At 70.1% G+C, this 14,872-nt stretch carries 16 protein-coding genes; 11 read left to right on the top strand and 5 right to left on the bottom strand.

The features are described 5' to 3' along the window. Positions 1-155 precede the first annotated feature (155 nt). From ABZ449_RS06025 to ABZ449_RS05990, 8 genes are read left to right on the top strand one after another with little or no spacing between them, the layout of a single operon-like run. Positions 156-998 carry a MarR family transcriptional regulator gene (locus tag ABZ449_RS06025; RefSeq protein WP_360341177.1) on the top strand — a complete coding sequence of 281 codons (843 nt, stop codon included), beginning with the start codon at positions 156-158 and terminating at the stop codon, positions 996-998. Positions 999-1,007: 9 nt separating this feature from the next. After that, on the top strand, positions 1,008-2,423 hold the full coding sequence (gene sufB / locus ABZ449_RS06020; RefSeq protein ID WP_360340886.1) for a Fe-S cluster assembly protein SufB: 1,416 nt from the start codon (positions 1,008-1,010) through the stop codon (positions 2,421-2,423). A 56-nt stretch (positions 2,424-2,479) separates the two neighbouring features. Continuing rightward, positions 2,480-3,709, top strand: coding sequence for a Fe-S cluster assembly protein SufD (gene sufD, locus ABZ449_RS06015; protein WP_360340883.1), 1,230 nt, complete (start codon positions 2,480-2,482; stop codon positions 3,707-3,709). Between the two features lie 5 nt (positions 3,710-3,714). Further along, positions 3,715-4,032 (top strand): bifunctional 3-phenylpropionate/cinnamic acid dioxygenase ferredoxin subunit, encoded by a 318-nt coding sequence (locus ABZ449_RS06010; RefSeq protein WP_063349526.1) that lies wholly within the window; start codon positions 3,715-3,717, stop codon positions 4,030-4,032. 6 nt (positions 4,033-4,038) lie between these two features. Beyond that, positions 4,039-4,803 carry a Fe-S cluster assembly ATPase SufC gene (gene sufC, locus ABZ449_RS06005; protein ID WP_360340880.1) on the top strand — a complete coding sequence of 255 codons (765 nt, stop codon included), beginning with the start codon at positions 4,039-4,041 and terminating at the stop codon, positions 4,801-4,803. Next, positions 4,800-6,059, top strand: a complete 1,260-nt coding sequence (locus tag ABZ449_RS06000) for a cysteine desulfurase (RefSeq protein WP_360340877.1) — start codon at positions 4,800-4,802, stop codon at positions 6,057-6,059. Before sufC ends, ABZ449_RS06000 begins: the two co-directional genes overlap by 4 nt. A 21-nt stretch (positions 6,060-6,080) precedes the next feature. Continuing rightward, positions 6,081-6,533, top strand: coding sequence for a Fe-S cluster assembly sulfur transfer protein SufU (gene sufU, locus ABZ449_RS05995; protein ID WP_360340874.1), 453 nt, complete (start codon positions 6,081-6,083; stop codon positions 6,531-6,533). 22 nt (positions 6,534-6,555) lie between these two features. Further along, positions 6,556-6,951: a metal-sulfur cluster assembly factor gene (locus tag ABZ449_RS05990; RefSeq protein WP_360340871.1), complete on the top strand. Its 396-nt coding sequence runs from the start codon at positions 6,556-6,558 to the stop codon at positions 6,949-6,951. 188 nt (positions 6,952-7,139) lie between these two features. Here the strand turns inward: ABZ449_RS05990 and ABZ449_RS05985 are convergent, their stop codons facing one another. The 4 genes from ABZ449_RS05985 to ABZ449_RS05970 form a co-directional block, all read right to left on the bottom strand. Further along, entirely contained in the window at positions 7,140-7,601 is a 462-nt protein-coding gene (locus tag ABZ449_RS05985) for an NUDIX domain-containing protein (RefSeq protein WP_360340868.1), read from the bottom strand. A gap of 172 nt (positions 7,602-7,773) precedes the next feature. Next, positions 7,774-8,628 carry a hypothetical protein gene (locus tag ABZ449_RS05980; protein ID WP_360340865.1) on the bottom strand — a complete coding sequence of 285 codons (855 nt, stop codon included), beginning with the start codon at positions 8,626-8,628 and terminating at the stop codon, positions 7,774-7,776. Between the two features lie 156 nt (positions 8,629-8,784). After that, positions 8,785-9,138, bottom strand: a complete 354-nt coding sequence (locus tag ABZ449_RS05975) for a hypothetical protein (RefSeq protein ID WP_360340862.1) — start codon at positions 9,136-9,138, stop codon at positions 8,785-8,787. A gap of 83 nt (positions 9,139-9,221) precedes the next feature. Further along, a complete protein-coding gene (locus ABZ449_RS05970) occupies positions 9,222-9,578 on the bottom strand; it encodes a hypothetical protein (RefSeq protein WP_360340859.1) in 357 nt (118 codons plus the stop codon). 1,101 nt (positions 9,579-10,679) lie between these two features. Between ABZ449_RS05970 and ABZ449_RS05965 the strand changes: the two genes are divergently transcribed. The 3 genes from ABZ449_RS05965 to ABZ449_RS05955 are packed head-to-tail and all read left to right on the top strand — an operon-like array spanning position 10,680 to position 13,246. Beyond that, entirely contained in the window at positions 10,680-11,765 is a 1,086-nt protein-coding gene (locus tag ABZ449_RS05965; protein WP_360340856.1) for a hypothetical protein, read from the top strand. Between the two features lie 13 nt (positions 11,766-11,778). Further along, entirely contained in the window at positions 11,779-12,447 is a 669-nt protein-coding gene (locus ABZ449_RS05960; RefSeq protein WP_360340854.1) for a YdcF family protein, read from the top strand. Then, positions 12,392-13,246, top strand: coding sequence for a WbqC family protein (locus ABZ449_RS05955; RefSeq protein ID WP_360340851.1), 855 nt, complete (start codon positions 12,392-12,394; stop codon positions 13,244-13,246). The genes ABZ449_RS05960 and ABZ449_RS05955 overlap by 56 nt, the downstream gene beginning before the upstream one ends. A 276-nt stretch (positions 13,247-13,522) precedes the next feature. On the opposite strand, the gene ABZ449_RS05950 is transcribed toward ABZ449_RS05955, so the two are convergent. Beyond that, positions 13,523-14,857: an MFS transporter gene (locus ABZ449_RS05950; RefSeq protein ID WP_360340848.1), complete on the bottom strand. Its 1,335-nt coding sequence runs from the start codon at positions 14,855-14,857 to the stop codon at positions 13,523-13,525. Between the last annotated feature and the right edge of the window lie 15 nt (positions 14,858-14,872).

Below are 14,872 nucleotides of genomic sequence, written 5' to 3'. Positions count from 1 at the left end.
GTCTAAGAGGGCCCGACATCCGTCCCGGACGGCGGCTCGATGATCGTTTTCGCAGGCCAGGTAAGGCTTACCTGCGTGACAGATGCCACCGGTGAGGCCTGGATCACGGCTTGTCCCGGCGGAAGTAATTACGCAACACTGGTGTTGTGAAAAACATGCGCGAGCACGCCCACCAGCAGGAGGCCGAGACGGCCTCCTCCTGTGACGTGCCCGTGACGGCGGCCGAGGTGCTGCTGGAGGGCCACCGGGCCACCCGGGACCGGGTCGCCCGGTCGATCCTGGACCACGGCCCCTCCTCCGCCGCCGACCTGGCGAACCGGCTCGGCCTCACCGCCGCCGCCGTCCGCCGCCACCTCGACGGGCTGGTCGCCACCGGCCTGGTCGAGTCCCGCGAACAGCGGGTCTACGGAAGCCGCGGCCGGGGTCGTCCGGCCAAGGTCTTCGCCCTCACCGACGCCGGCCGGGACGCCTTCTACCAGGCGTACGACCAGCTCGCCGCCGACGCGCTGCGCTGGATCGCGGACTCGGTGGGCGGCGGCAAGGCGGGCGAGGAGGCGGTCGCCGCCTTCGCCCGCGCCCGGTTCGGCAAGCAGGCCGAGAAGTACCTGGAGGCCCTGCGCCAGGCCGCCGCAGGAGAGCGCACCGAGGCGCTCGCCCAGGCCCTGAGCGCGGACGGGTACGCTGCCACGGTGCGGCGTGTCCCGTCGGCCGCGGCCAAGGCCCCGGCGGGCGCCCAGCTCTGCCAGCACCACTGCCCGGTCGCGCACATCGCCGAGCAGTTCCCGCAGCTCTGCGAGGCGGAGACCGAGGTCTTCTCCCGGATCCTGGGCACCCATGTGCAACGGCTGGCCACGATCGCCCACGGCGACGGGGTCTGCACCACCTATGTGCCGGCACCCGGTGCCGCATCGTCGTCCGCCCGGCCGCCTTCGGGCCGCGGCTCCGATGCGGTGCCGACTGCCGGTACGTCCACCGAAGATTCAGCGTCCGCGCGTTAGGAAGCTCGCATGACTGACACCGTTTCGCACCCGGAGCTCGAAGGCCTGGGCACTTACGAGTACGGCTGGGCCGACCCGGACACCGCCGGTGCCGCGGCCAAGCGCGGGCTCAGCGAAGACGTCGTGCGCGACATCTCCGCGAAGAAGAACGAGTCCGAGTGGATGCTCAACCTGCGTCTCAAGGGCCTGAAGCTGTTCGGCAAGAAGCCCATGCCGACCTGGGGCTCCGACCTCACCGGCATCGACTTCGACAACATCAAGTACTTCGTCCGCTCCACCGAGAAGCAGGCCGAGTCCTGGGAGGACCTGCCGGCGGACATCAAGGCCACCTACGACAAGCTCGGCATCCCGGAGGCGGAGAAGCAGCGCCTGGTCGCCGGCGTCGCCGCCCAGTACGAGTCCGAGGTCGTCTACCACCAGATCCGCGAGGACCTGGAGGAGCAGGGCGTCATCTTCCTGGACACCGACACCGCGCTGCGCGAGCACCCGGAGATCTTCAAGGAGTACTTCGGCACCGTCATCCCGGCCGGCGACAACAAGTTCGCCGCGCTGAACACCGCGGTGTGGTCCGGCGGCTCGTTCATCTACGTGCCGAAGGGCGTGCACGTCGACATCCCGCTGCAGGCCTACTTCCGGATCAACACCGAGAACATGGGCCAGTTCGAGCGGACGCTGATCATCGTCGACGAGGACGCCTACGTCCACTACGTCGAGGGCTGCACCGCGCCGATCTACTCCTCCGACTCGCTGCACTCGGCGGTCGTCGAGATCATCGTCAAGAAGGGCGGCCGCTGCCGCTACACGACCATCCAGAACTGGTCGAACAACGTCTACAACCTGGTCACCAAGCGCGCCGTGGCGTACGAGGGCGCGACCATGGAGTGGGTCGACGGCAACATCGGCTCCAAGGTCACCATGAAGTACCCGGCCGTCTACCTGATGGGCGAGCACGCCAAGGGCGAGACCCTGTCGATCGCCTTCGCGGGCGAGGGCCAGCACCAGGACGCCGGCGCCAAGATGGTGCACATGGCGCCGAACACCTCCTCCAACATCGTCTCCAAGTCGGTGGCGCGCGGCGGCGGCCGGACCTCCTACCGCGGTCTGATCGAGATCGGCGAGGGCTCCAAGGGCGCCAAGTCCAACGTGCTGTGCGACGCGCTGCTGGTCGACACCATCTCCCGCTCGGACACCTACCCGTACGTGGACGTCCGTGAGGACGACGTGTCCATGGGCCACGAGGCGACCGTCTCCAAGGTCAGCGAGGACCAGCTGTTCTACCTGATGAGCCGCGGCCTGACCGAGTTCGAGGCGATGGCGATGATCGTCCGCGGCTTCGTCGAGCCGATCGCGCGCGAGCTGCCGATGGAGTACGCGCTGGAGCTCAACCGGCTGATCGAGCTGCAGATGGAGGGCGCGGTCGGCTGACCCCGGCCGCCACCGCCGTCCGTTGATTTCCGAGGAAGAGAGCACTACGAACAGCCATGGCTGAGCAGAACACCACCGGCTCCACCACCGCCGGGTCGATCGAGGTCGGCACCGCCGGCGCGGGCGCGCAGCTCGCCGGCCCCGGCACCGGCCGGACCACCGTCCAGCAGCCGATCGACGCGCGCGTCGCGGTCAAGCCGTCCTTCGACGTGAACGACTTCCCGGTGCCCACCGGCCGCGAGGAGGACTGGCGGTTCACCCCGCTGCACCGCCTCGGCGGGCTGCACGACGGCACCGCCGCCGCCGCGGAGCGGGGCGAGGACAAGGTCGAGTTCACGCTGCCGGACGGCGTCACCGCCGAGACCGTCGGCCGCGACGACGCCCGCCTGGGCAAGGCGGGCACGCCGGTCGACCGGGTCGCCGCGCAGGCGTTCAGCGCCTTCGAGCAGGCCCTGGTGGTCACCGTCCCCAAGGAGGCGGTGCTGACCGAGCCGGTCAGGATCGACGTGCGCGGCGAGGGCGGGGTCCGCTTCGCCCACGTGGTGATCGACGTCAAGCCGTTCGCCGAGGCGGTCGTGGTGCTGAACCACGCGGGCACCGGCACCCGGGCCGCCAACGTCGAGCTGCTGGTCGGCGAGGGCGCCAAGCTCACCTTCGTCTCCGTGCAGGACTGGGAGCGCGACGCCGTCCACGTCGCCCAGCACAACGCGCTGGTCGGCCGGGACGCCTCCTACAAGTCCGTGGTCGTCACCTTCGGCGGCGACCTGGTCCGCCTGCACCCGCGGGTCAACTACGCCGGCCCCGGCGGCGAGGCCGAGCTGTTCGGCCTCTACTTCGCCGACGCCGGCCAGCACCTCGAGCACCGCCTGGTCGTCGACCACGACACGCCGCACTGCCGGTCGAACGTGGCGTACAAGGGCGCGCTCCAGGGCCAGGACGCCCACGCGGTCTGGGTCGGCGACGTGCTGATCCGCGCCGCCGCGCTCGGCACCGACACCTACGAGCTCAACCGGAACCTGGTGCTCACCGACGGCGCCCGGGTCGACTCGATCCCGAACCTGGAGATCGAGACCGGCGAGATCGTCGGCGCCGGCCACGCCTCGGCGACCGGCCGCTTCGACGACGAGCAGCTGTTCTACCTGCAGGCCCGCGGCATCCCGGCCGACGAGGCCCGCCGCCTGGTCGTACGCGGCTTCTTCGCCGAGCTGCTCCAGCAGATCGGCGTGGCCGAGATCCAGGACCAGCTCATGGAGAAGATCGACGCCGAGCTGGAATCGGCGGTCTGAGCCCGATGACCTTCCTGCGTGCCTGCGCGCTGAGCGACCTCCAGGAGGACGTTCCCAAGCGCGTGGACCTGAACGGCGTGCCGGTCTCGGTCGTCCGCACCGACGAGGGGGTGTTCGCGATCAACGACACCTGCTCGCACGCGAACGTCTCGCTCTCCGAGGGCGAGGTCGAGGACTGCATGATCGAGTGCTGGCTGCACGGCTCCAGCTTCGACCTGCGCACCGGCAAGCCCTCCGGCCTGCCCGCCACCAAGCCGGTCGCTGTCTACCCCGTAAAGATCGAAGGGGACGATGTGCTCGTCTCCGTCAACCAGGAGTCCTGAGTACACATGGCAACCCTTGAAATCCGCGACCTGCACGTCTCCGTGGAGGCCGAGAACGGCCCGCGCGAGATCCTGAAGGGTGTCGACCTGACCGTGAAGCAGGGCGAGACCCACGCCATCATGGGTCCGAACGGCTCCGGCAAGTCCACCCTGGCCTACTCGCTGGCCGGCCACCCCAAGTACACCGTCACCGGCGGCTCGGTGCTGCTGGACGGCGAGGACGTCCTGGAGATGTCCGTCGACGAGCGCGCCAAGGCCGGCGTCTTCCTGGCCATGCAGTACCCGGTCGAGGTCCCCGGCGTCTCGGTCAGCAACTTCCTGCGCACCGCCGCCACCGCCGTCCGCGGCGAGGCCCCGAAGCTGCGGCTGTGGGTGAAGGAGGTCAAGGAGGCGATGGCCGCCCTCCAGATGGACCCGGCCTTCGCCGAGCGCAACGTCAACGAGGGCTTCTCCGGCGGCGAGAAGAAGCGCCACGAGATCCTCCAGCTGGAGCTGCTCAAGCCGAAGATCGCGATCCTCGACGAGACCGACTCCGGCCTGGACGTCGACGCGCTGCGGATCGTCTCCGAGGGCATCAACCGGGTCCGCTCGACCGGCGAGGTCGGCACCCTGCTGGTGACCCACTACACCCGCATCCTGCGGTACATCAAGCCCGACCACGTCCACGTCTTCGCGGGCGGCCGCATCGTCGAGTCCGGCGGCGCCGAGCTGGCCGACAAGCTGGAGGAAGAGGGCTACGAGGCGTACGTGAAGGGGGGCGCGTCCGAGTGACCCATCCGTTCACGGGACTGCTCGACACCGACGCGATCCGCAAGGACTTCCCGGTCCTCCAGCGGATGCTGCACGACGACAAGCCGCTGGTCTACCTGGACAACGCGGCCACCTCGCAGAAGCCGCGCCAGGTGCTGGAAGCCCTGACCGCCTACTACGAGCGGCACAACGCCAACGTCCACCGCGGCGTGCACGTGCTCGCCGAGGAGGCCACGGCGCTGTACGAGGGCGCCCGGGACAAGGTCGCGGCGTTCGTCAACGCGCCGAGCCGCAACGAGGTGATCTTCACCAAGAACGCCTCGGAGTCGCTCAACCTCGTCGCCAACATGCTCGGCTGGGCCGACGAGCCCTACCGGGTGGACGCCGACTCCGAGATCGTCATCACGGAGATGGAGCACCACTCCAACATCGTCCCGTGGCAGCTGCTGTCGCAGCGCACCGGTGCGAAGCTCAAGTGGTTCGGGCTGACCGACGAGGGCCGGCTCGACCTGTCGAACATCGACGAGCTGATCACCGAGAAGACCAAGGTGGTCTCCTTCACCCTGGTCTCCAACCTGCTGGGCACGGTCAACCCGGTCGAGACGATCGTCCGCAAGGCCCAGTCGGTCGGCGCGCTGGTCGTCATCGACGCCTCGCAGGCCGCGCCGCACATGGTGCTGGACGTGCAGGCGCTGGAGGCCGACTTCGTCGCCTTCACCGGCCACAAGATGCTGGCCCCGACCGGCATCGGCGTGCTCTGGGGCCGGCACGAGCTGCTGGAGGACCTCCCGCCGTTCCTCGGCGGCGGCGAGATGATCGAGACCGTCACCATGGGCTCGTCCACCTACGCCCCGGCGCCCCACAAGTTCGAGGCCGGCACCCCGCCGATCGCCCAGGCGGTCGGGCTCGGCGCGGCCATCGACTACCTCCAGGACATCGGCATGGAGAAGATCGCGGCGCACGAGCACGCGATCACCGAGTACGCCGTCGAGCGACTGCTGGAGGTCCCGGACCTGCGGATCATCGGCCCGCGCACGGCCGTGGACCGCGGCGCCGCGATCTCCTTCACCCTCGGCGACATCCACCCGCACGACGTGGGCCAGGTGCTGGACGAGCAGGGCATCGCCGTGCGCGTCGGCCACCACTGCGCGCGGCCGGTGTGCCTGCGGTACGGAATTCCGGCGACCACGCGGGCGTCGTTCTATCTGTACTCGACGCCGGGCGAGGTCGACGCACTGATCGACGGCCTGCACCACGTCCGGAACTTCTTCGGCTGACGGGACGGGGCAGGACGAACCATGAAGCTCGACTCGATGTACCAGGACATCATCCTGGACCACTACCGCAACCCGCACGGCAAGGGGCTGCGGGACGGTGACGCCGAGGTGCACCACGTCAACCCGACGTGCGGCGACGAGATCACCCTGCGGGTGAAGCTCGACGGCGCCACCGTCGCGGACGTCTCGTACGAGTCGCAGGGCTGTTCGATCAGCCAGGCGAGCGCCTCAGTGCTCAACGACCTGGTCGTCGGCAAGACCGTGGGCGAGGCGCAGGCGGTCCAGGAGGCCTTCCTGGAGCTGATGCAGAGCAAGGGGCAGGGCGAGGGCGACGAGGAGGTGCTGGAGGACGCGGTCGCGTTCGCCGGCGTCTCCAAGTACCCGGCCCGGGTCAAGTGCGCCCTGCTCAGCTGGATGGCCTGGAAGGACGCCACCGCCCAGGCGCTCGCCCAGAACCCCACCGTGAACGACTGAACCCGCAGAGGAGGACAAGACCATGAGTGACGAGAGCACCACCACCGCCGCCGAGGCCTCCGCTGCGGAGGAGCAGCAGCCCGGCATCATCGTCGGCACCACCGCCGGCACGGTCTCGGTCGAGGACCTGACCGAGGCCCTGATGGACGTCGTCGACCCCGAACTGGGCATCGACGTCGTCAACCTGGGCCTGATCTACGGCATCCACATCGACGAGTCCGACGTGGCCACCATCGACATGACGCTCACCTCGGCGGCCTGCCCGCTGACCGACGTCATCGAGGACCAGGCCAAGACCGCCACCGACGGCCTGGTGCAGGACCTGCGCATCAACTGGGTCTGGATGCCGCCGTGGGGCCCCGACAAGATCACCGACGACGGCCGCGAGCAGCTCCGCGCCCTCGGCTTCAACGTCTGAGATCGTCTTCGGCTCGACCTGCTGCCGCGCGAAACCCACGGGTTCGCGCGGCAGTGGCGTGTCCGGATCCTTTTCGCCCGTCGCGGGGGGCACCCGTGGGGCATCTGCTGCGGTGGGCAGGTTTGCCGCCGTTCCCCACCATCCACCCCCCACCCGCCTGCCGGCGGGTGCCCGCCTGTCTTCGCCGCTCAGTGCTCCGGGCAGCAGGTCGGTGCACTGATGAAGCCACCGGTCCGATCCCCGCGTCCGACCTCCTCGCGGAGGACCGCACCGATCTCTTGGGGGAGGAGGTTGATCGCGTCGAGGGATTCGGCGGTGAGGGGGATCTCTTCGAGGACGTACTCGCCTCGGCCTTCCTGGCTGAACTCGGGGCCGGTGCGGTCCTCGAAGCTCCACTTCTCGATGGTGGCGAGGTAGAAGTCCTGACGCTCGTCGTCCGTCTCGATGGTGTGGAGGAGGCTGACGATCTCAGCCTCGCCCGCGATCTCCTCGCGGACCTCCCGCAGCAGGGCCTCCTCGGGGCTGGCATCGGTCGACTCGATCTTGCCGCCGACGATCACCCAGTACGGGTCGATGCCGGGGCGGATGCGCTTGATCAGCAGCGTGGTGTTGTTCGGGGTGAGGAGGACGGCGCGGACGCGGTGCTGCATGGTGGTCGCTTTCTGTCGTGATGGTCTCGGTGGTGTGGTGCGGGTCAGTGGAGGAGCCAGCCGCTGTCGACTGGGCCGAGGGCGGTGGCCACGCGGCCCGAGGTGGGCGGGACGATCAGCTGGGTGGCGGCCGAGGAGCTGCGTGTCGCCCGGATCGGCGGGACAGCGTGTCTCAGGCGGCGAGCTGCGCGGGCCGACTGCCGGTCATCGCCGAGCGCAGGGCGGTTCGGACTCGGGCGGCACCTGCGGCTGCCACGTCCGCGCCCCGGCCGACCGTGGGGGTTCGGGCTGTCAGGCCGGCGCACGGGCGGCAGATGCCCGGTCGGGACACGGGGTCGTGGCACTTGGCGCACTCGGCGTACCGGGCCGGTGGCCGTGCGGTGGGCTGGGTGGGCGGCATCTTGTGTTCCAGGCGGTAGCGGAGCACCGCTGCCGCCGAGTGCATCGGGGTGGGCAGGCCCGGCAGCAGGGCGTGGGCGAGGTCGGCGTGGGTCGCGCCGTGCTGCAGCCACTGTGCGACGAGGGGCGCCAACTCCCGGGCCTCGGCCTCGCCGAGGCGCAGACGCGGCTCGGGCCGGATCACCCGGAACAGGGTGGCGACCGCCTCGCGGACCTCTTCGGAATCCGGAGGTGGCGGGAGGGTGGGTTCTTGCTGCCGGTTCTTTACTACAGAGCCGACTGCGCGACCGGCAGTCGCTCCACCGGACGCCGGAGGGGTGGCACTCGGCCGCGCGAGCTGAGGGGTGTCGTAGACGTGGGTTTCGGTGCGGATCGTGCCGTCCGGCATCCGGATCTTCTCGACCCGGTAGTACCCGGCGTCGGCCAGCTCCTTCAGGGCCTTGCGGACGGCGCCTCGCCCCTGGGGGCTGGTGTCGGCCATGTGCCGGCCGTCTTCGCGCCAGCCGTCCGGGCGGGAGAGGAGGTCCGCGAGCAGGCCGCGGGCGGTGTAGGACAGCCGTCGGTACTGCAGCACGCGGTTGGGCAGCACGGTGAAGTCGCGCACGTGGGCGTTACGATGGACGCGCATCGGGAGTTACAGCTCCTGTTGCCGGACCCCGGGGTGTTCCAGCACCGCCGGGGTCGCCTATTTTCTGTTGGAGTACGGAACGTACCACGGCACTTGACGCAATGTGAGACGTTCGCGACATTCAGCGCGTGACCGGCGCGGGCCAGCAGGTCTAGGTCAGGCGGCTTCGGTCCGATCCACTGTTGCTGCACTCGGCTGTGCGAGCCAGACCAGCCGTGCGGTGATCCCCGGTCGCCTGGTGAAATGGCGCAAGGCCCGATCGGGAGACGTGAGGGTCATGCGCGCCTGCCCGTCGATGCTGATCACGTGCGCTCGCCCGCTGTGGTCGGCGACCCCCCAGGCCACGATCCACCCGTCGACGTCCGGGAGGCCCTCGCCATATACCTGGACGACGGCGAACAGACGGGGCGCGGTGTCGAGCACGAGCCCGCACAGCTCCTGGTCGAAGGTCGGGCCGGTCGGTAGCCGAGGCGTGATCGGACGGGGGCTTTGCGGCGGCGCAGCAGCCATGGAAGTCTCCTACGTGAATGGGGATCGGACGCGGCGCTGCCACCGTCACGGGCAGCGGAACGTTCGCGCGCGTCGGTGTCAGATCAGCGAGGCCAGGACGCCGCGTGGCCAGTGGCCGAGCCAGAATGCGGCGGTGGACGCTTGGGACTGGGCAACGGCTCGAACGGGGCCAACAGCTCCGCGAGTCGCGAGCGGCCGACGACCAGTGGCTCACCGGCGCGCCAGACCACCTCGACCGGCTCCGGTGACGTCGTATCGGCGAACTCGGCGACGGAGCGGGCCACCGCCTCGGCGATCGCGACCGACATCGGTGCCCGCCGCTTGCGGTCGGGCAGGCAGCAGTAGGTGCAGTCCAGGTTGCAGAAAGAGTCAGCCTGGACGACGACCGTTCTCGGACGACGGGCGATGCGGCGCTGATACCGGGCCGGGGAGTGCAACATGCTGCTCCTCCAAGGGCGGAGACTGAGCCAGCGCAGGGCCGTTCACGGGGCGGGAGAGGTCGATCGGCACGGTGGTCACGGAAGTGCCCGTCCTCGTCCGGAGGTTGGCTGGTCGTGAGGGGCCCGGCCTCAGGGAGAGGTCGGGCCGCGCACGCCGGGGGCCAATTCGCCAACGGGCCATCGGGTTCGGCCGGATCGGCGTCCGGGTGGGTGCGCCGGTCCGGATCGCGGTGAGCGCGGTGCCGGTCGGAGCGGCGGCGTGACGCTCTCCCGCGGCCCGCCCTCGTCGGGCGGGTGCTGTGGAGTCCGGCTGCAGCCGGCGGTCCTGCGGCCAGGCGGTCGCCGGTATTCGCTCCAGAGTCACTGGGCCGTGCGGTGGCGCCGACACCGCCCGCCGACGCTTGTCTGCCCGCGCGGCAGTCACAGTGGCCACAGCGAGCGGAGTGACATCACAACCTTCACATCACCCGCGAAGGCCTCCAACTCATCATCGCTCAGTCCGAGTTCCTCCATCACGCGCTGCGCCCAGATGCGGACGGAGCCGATACTCGCCCGATGGGCCGGGAACCTCATCGTGACGGTTCGTGATTCCATGGGGCGCCTCACTCGCTCGGGATCGGAAAAGGGTCCTGGGGCCTCGTGCGACGAGGAGCCGTATGTCGGCGTCGGCGAGGCACCTGAGCCGACGGTCGGCGTCGGAGTAGCTGCCGAGGTGCGCGATCGTGGGCAGGACCACGGCGTACACGTCGGCCCGCGCCCCGATACGGGAGAGGAGGGCATCGGGCTTGGTGCCGTCATCCGTGATCACCTCGGCGAGACGAAGCTCCCGCCGCTCACAGAAGTCGCCGAGGACCCCGGCCAGCGCCCGCCGGCGAGGCAGTCCCGCAGCGACGGCTTCACGCAGGAGCCCGACCACCACGGGCTGCGGGACGGGGAGTTGCTCGGTCAGCATCCGCTTCCTTCCGGTCGCTGAGATTGTCTGCTTCGAGGCTGCCCGAACCCGGGCCCTCACGGAATCGCGTGCCGTGGCAGTTCCGTGGCAGTTCTGGCGCACCGTCACCGTCTGTGGTGCTTCTATGACTTCCGGAACAGGAGGTGGCGATGGCAGCAGTGATCGTGTGGACCGGAGTCGAAGCGAAGGCTCTGCGGGTGGCGTGCCGCAAATCCGTGCGGGACTTCGCCGCACTCCTCGGCATGTCGGTGCGGGCGGTGACGAACTGGGAGCGGCTGGGGGCGGGAACCCAGCCCCGGCCGGACACCCAGGCGATCTTCGACACCGTGCTGCGGCAGTGCGATCCCGGGGCCCGGATGCGCTTCGAGACTCTCGTGGCACAGCAGACCGGCGCCCCGGTGCATGTGGAGATACAGGCAGGGACTCGGGCATGGGAGTACGAATCGTGGACGGAGGATATCGAGCGGGCGGTCCTTGCCGCGGCTAGGCAGGACTTCGTGTTCGCCGGAAGCCTGCTGGAACGTTGGCGATCGCGCTGGGCCGTGCGGGAGCTCGACGAGCGAGGTCTCTATCTGCTGGCCCGTTCGAGCGCGCTCGTGGGTGACCTGCGCCGCGACCGAGGGGTGCTGCTCGGTCCGTTGTCGGCTTCGACGTCATACAGCCAGGCTCGATCGTTGTTCACCCACCTCGATATTCCGAGGCGGATCGCGCAGTTGGACTTGTCGCTGACAGTGGTCACGGAAATGTCGGGAAAGCTCGATGCTGCGGCGTCCCGGTACTCGGAATTGGCCGGCGATGTCCGTCTCAGCCCGCGGGACCGGGCGAGGGCGGCCCTTTGGGTCGGCACCGCGTTGGACAAGCAGGGACGACACAAGCAGGCCATCGGCATCACGGAGTCGGCGATCCAGGCGTTCGAGAACCTCGGGGAGGTGGAGGACTGGGCGACAGCGCACCAGAAACTCGCGCTTGCGCACCGGGGTACGGGGAACGTGGGGGAGGCGGTACGGCAGATCGAGATCGCGCGGCTGAACGCGATCGGCTCGGTTCCGCTACAGGACGTTCGTCTGACCACTGCTCATGGGCACATCCTGCTGGGCGACCGTGCGACGGCCGGAGAGGGGCTCGTCCTGCTGGACCGGGCCGAGGCATTGGCGGCCAAGTACGGTATGACCCACCAGCAGAGGAGCATCCAAGGCATCCGGGCCGGCTTCCAGCGGGCGCCGTGCCTCCAGTGAGCGGGAGAAGGACGTGGCGGACACTCGGCAGCGCGAGATCACCGACCGGCAGTGGGCGGACGCCACGCTGATCTGGGAGTACCACCAGATGGGGCACCGGCGGCAACCGTGCGATGTGGCGATCGGCCTGGGCTGCCACGACCTCGGGGTCGCCGCCGAGGCGGCCGCGCTGTACCTGGACGGCCTGGTGTCCAGGATCGTGTTCACCGGCGGGCCGAACCCCTCCCGGCCGGATCACTTCCCCCGCGGGGAGGCCGCGCACTTCACCGAGCACGCCCTCGCGCTCGGCGTGCCCGGTCACGCGATCCTGCAGGAGCCGCGGGCCCGCAACACCGGGCAGAACATCCAGTTCTCCCAGGAGGTCTTGGAGGTCGCCGGCCTCGACGTGCGTTCGGTGCTGCTGGTGAGCATGCCGTACATGGAGCGCCGAGCGTATGCCACATGCCGCCAGGTGTGGCCGCAGGTCGAGGCGGTGTGCGCCTCGACCCCGACGAACCTGAACGACTACGTGAAGACGATCGGCGACGACGCTCTCGTGATCGACGGCCTCGTGGGTGACCTCCAGCGGGTGATCGAGTACCCGCGGCTCGGGTTCGCCGTCGCCCAGGATGTTCCGGAGACCGTCCGTGACGCGTATCAGCGGCTTCTGGCCGACGGATTCGACAGCAAGTTGCTCGCCTGACGTTGCATCAGCCGACGGGCTGGTGTGTGCCATCCATCAGCCGAACCTGTTCCCCCGCCTGTCCACTCTCGCCAAGCTGTTCACCGTGGACGTGTGGATCGTGCTGGACGACGTGCAGTTCGCGCGCCGCGACTACCAGCACCGCGCCCGCCTCGCGCCGGCCGTAGGCGCGCCGGGCCCGACCCGGTGGCTGAGTATCCCCACTCGCCTTCCGGCAGGGCGGGCGACGCTGATCCGGGACGTCCGGATGGCCGAACCGGTGCGCAGCCGCCGTCGAACCGCGGACCTGCTGCGCGAGTACTACTGGACCGCTCCGTACTGGGCGGCGTTCAAGGAACGGCTGGATCGACTCCTCGACGTCTTCGAACGTACCGATCGGACCGGGATCGTGGCGCAGGAGTCCACACTTCTGCTCCTGTCGATGGTCGGCTGGACCGGCCGGGTGGTGGTCAGCAGCGACCTGGAAGCGAGTGCCGGACGCTCCCAACGCCTGGCAGACCTCTGCTCGGCGGTCGGCGCCGGCACCTATCTCTGCGGGACGGGCGGAATGCGCTATGTCGAGCCTGCGGTGTTCGACCGCGCCGCCATCGAGCTTCGGCCTTTCGCAGTCCCGAACAGCGGCTTGTGGGCCGGGGCCTCCCGAACGAGTGCGGTCGCCGCGCTCACCGCCTACGGGTCGCAGCAACTGGCCGAACTCATGTGCCGATCTCTTCCCGGTACTGGGCTGCACCAGGAGCACGGCGGTTTGCCTCTACGGGCCTCCCGTCGAGGCAGTGGAGGCAGAGCTCGCGCTTCTTGAGGAGAGGCCATCAACCTGCTGCCGAGCGAATCTCTCCTGCGGACGAAGGAGTTGCGTGGTGGCGCCTGTCGCACCGAGGGCGGGGGCGGGCACCCGCCGACAGGCGGGTGGGGGGTGGATGGTGGGGAACGGTGGTGAACATGCGCAGCGAGGGGATGATGCGCGGGTGTTCACCCGGCGGCGGGCGAAGTGGGGATGGGTGGGCGCCGCTCTTGGACGAACGACGCTGCCCGGGACTTCTTCGGAAGTCCCGGGCAGTTTCCGTGCAGGGGAGGGTCAGGCCGTCGGCTTGGGCTTGCGGGCGACGGCGAGGGCGAGGGCGGTGCAGGCGAGGGCGGCGACGGTGGCGAAGCCGCTGACGGAGGGGAGGAGGCCGTAGCGCTGGACGAGGGCGCCGACGGCGATGATGGGGGCGGAGCTGCCGAGGTAGACGATGACCCAGAGGGAGCTCAGCTCGGAGCCGCGGCGCTCCGGGTTCATCGCGGCGACGGCGCTGGTGAACAGGGAGCGGAAGGCCACGCCCTGGGAGATGCCGCCGAGGACGCTGCCGATGAAGAGCAGTGCGGGGGTGCCGGTGTAGCCGGCGGCCACGACCAGGCCGAGGCCGGTGGCCAGGCCGGTCATGCCGAGGGCGGTCACCACGCGGTCCGAGGTCGGCGGGACGATCAGCTGGGTGGCGGCCGAGGAGCCGAGCAGGAGGGCGGCCACGATCGCGCCGACCAGCTTGGAGTCGGTGTGCAGCAGCTTGGCGGCGAAGGCCGGGGCCAGGCTGAGGTAGACGCCGAAGACCGCGTAGGAGATGAACCCGGCCGTGGCGGCGAGCAGGAACTCCCGGCGGCCGGTGCGCGGCAGCCGCAGGCGCTGCGGGCGCAGGTGGGCCGGGGTGGTGATCCGGGGCGGGGACGCGGGCGGTCGGTTGCGGCCGGGCATCCGGGGGTGGAGCAGGGCCAGGGGCAGGCAGAGCGCCACCAGGGCGATGGCGTGCAGCAGGAACGGGGTGATCAGCGGGTCGGAGCCGCCGGCCAGCAGGGCGCCGACGATCGGGCCGAGCGCGACGCCGCCCGCCGAGCAGGCCAGGGTGATCTTGGCGGCGAGCGTCGGCTGGCCGGGCAGCAGGTCGCCCAGGGCGGCTCCGGCGGCGCCGGTGGACAGGCCGACGGCGATGCCCTGGACGGCGCGGCCGGCGGCGAGCTGCCAGAAGCTGCCGGAGGTGGCGAACACGACGTCGCCGATGGCGGACAGCGCCACGGCGGGCAGGATCAGGGCACGGCGGCCGAGGTGGTCGGACCAGTGGCCGACCACGGCCAGCACCGGGACCAGCGCGAACACGTAGATCGCGAACAGGACGGTGGTGTCGAGCGCGGTGAGGTGCAGCTGCTGCTGGAGGAGCGAGTAGATCGGCGTGGCCAGGTTGGCGCCGATCAGCATCAGCAGCAGGGCGGCGGCCACCAGGCCGACGCGGACGCCGCGCAGCGCGTTCCAGCGGCTGATCGCGGCGAGCTGGAGCTGGGCACGCGGCGCGAGCTCCAGGGGAAGCAGGGCCTCCGACAGTCGGCGTCCGTCGAGCTGCGCGGTGCGCAGGCCGGAGCCGGCGGGGGAGAGGTCCGCCATGGCAGGGGTCTCCTG

The sequence above is a fragment of the Kitasatospora sp. NPDC005856 genome (genome assembly GCF_040629945.1).
Taxonomy (GTDB): domain Bacteria; phylum Actinomycetota; class Actinomycetes; order Streptomycetales; family Streptomycetaceae; genus Kitasatospora.
Note: the sequence above shows the minus strand (reverse complement) of the source record. Positions and strands in the feature narration are given on the sequence as shown.

Bases quoted from the DNA above. Each gene is read 5' to 3' on its own strand.
- ABZ449_RS05950 (WP_360340848.1), bottom strand. From the start codon at position 14,857: ATGGCGGACCTCTCCCCCGCCGGCTCCGGCCTGCGCACCGCGCAGCTC.
- ABZ449_RS06025 (WP_360341177.1), top strand. From the start codon at position 156: ATGCGCGAGCACGCCCACCAGCAGGAGGCCGAGACGGCCTCCTCCTGT.
- sufC (WP_360340880.1), top strand. From the start codon at position 4,039: ATGGCAACCCTTGAAATCCGCGACCTGCACGTCTCCGTGGAGGCCGAG.
- sufU (WP_360340874.1), top strand. From the start codon at position 6,081: ATGAAGCTCGACTCGATGTACCAGGACATCATCCTGGACCACTACCGC.
- sufB (WP_360340886.1), top strand. From the start codon at position 1,008: ATGACTGACACCGTTTCGCACCCGGAGCTCGAAGGCCTGGGCACTTAC.
- ABZ449_RS05975 (WP_360340862.1), bottom strand. From the start codon at position 9,138: ATGGCTGCTGCGCCGCCGCAAAGCCCCCGTCCGATCACGCCTCGGCTA.
- ABZ449_RS05970 (WP_360340859.1), bottom strand. From the start codon at position 9,578: ATGTTGCACTCCCCGGCCCGGTATCAGCGCCGCATCGCCCGTCGTCCG.
- ABZ449_RS06010 (WP_063349526.1), top strand. From the start codon at position 3,715: ATGACCTTCCTGCGTGCCTGCGCGCTGAGCGACCTCCAGGAGGACGTT.
- ABZ449_RS05990 (WP_360340871.1), top strand. From the start codon at position 6,556: ATGAGTGACGAGAGCACCACCACCGCCGCCGAGGCCTCCGCTGCGGAG.
- ABZ449_RS05965 (WP_360340856.1), top strand. From the start codon at position 10,680: ATGGCAGCAGTGATCGTGTGGACCGGAGTCGAAGCGAAGGCTCTGCGG.
- ABZ449_RS05980 (WP_360340865.1), bottom strand. From the start codon at position 8,628: ATGCGCGTCCATCGTAACGCCCACGTGCGCGACTTCACCGTGCTGCCC.
- ABZ449_RS05985 (WP_360340868.1), bottom strand. From the start codon at position 7,601: ATGCAGCACCGCGTCCGCGCCGTCCTCCTCACCCCGAACAACACCACG.
- sufD (WP_360340883.1), top strand. From the start codon at position 2,480: ATGGCTGAGCAGAACACCACCGGCTCCACCACCGCCGGGTCGATCGAG.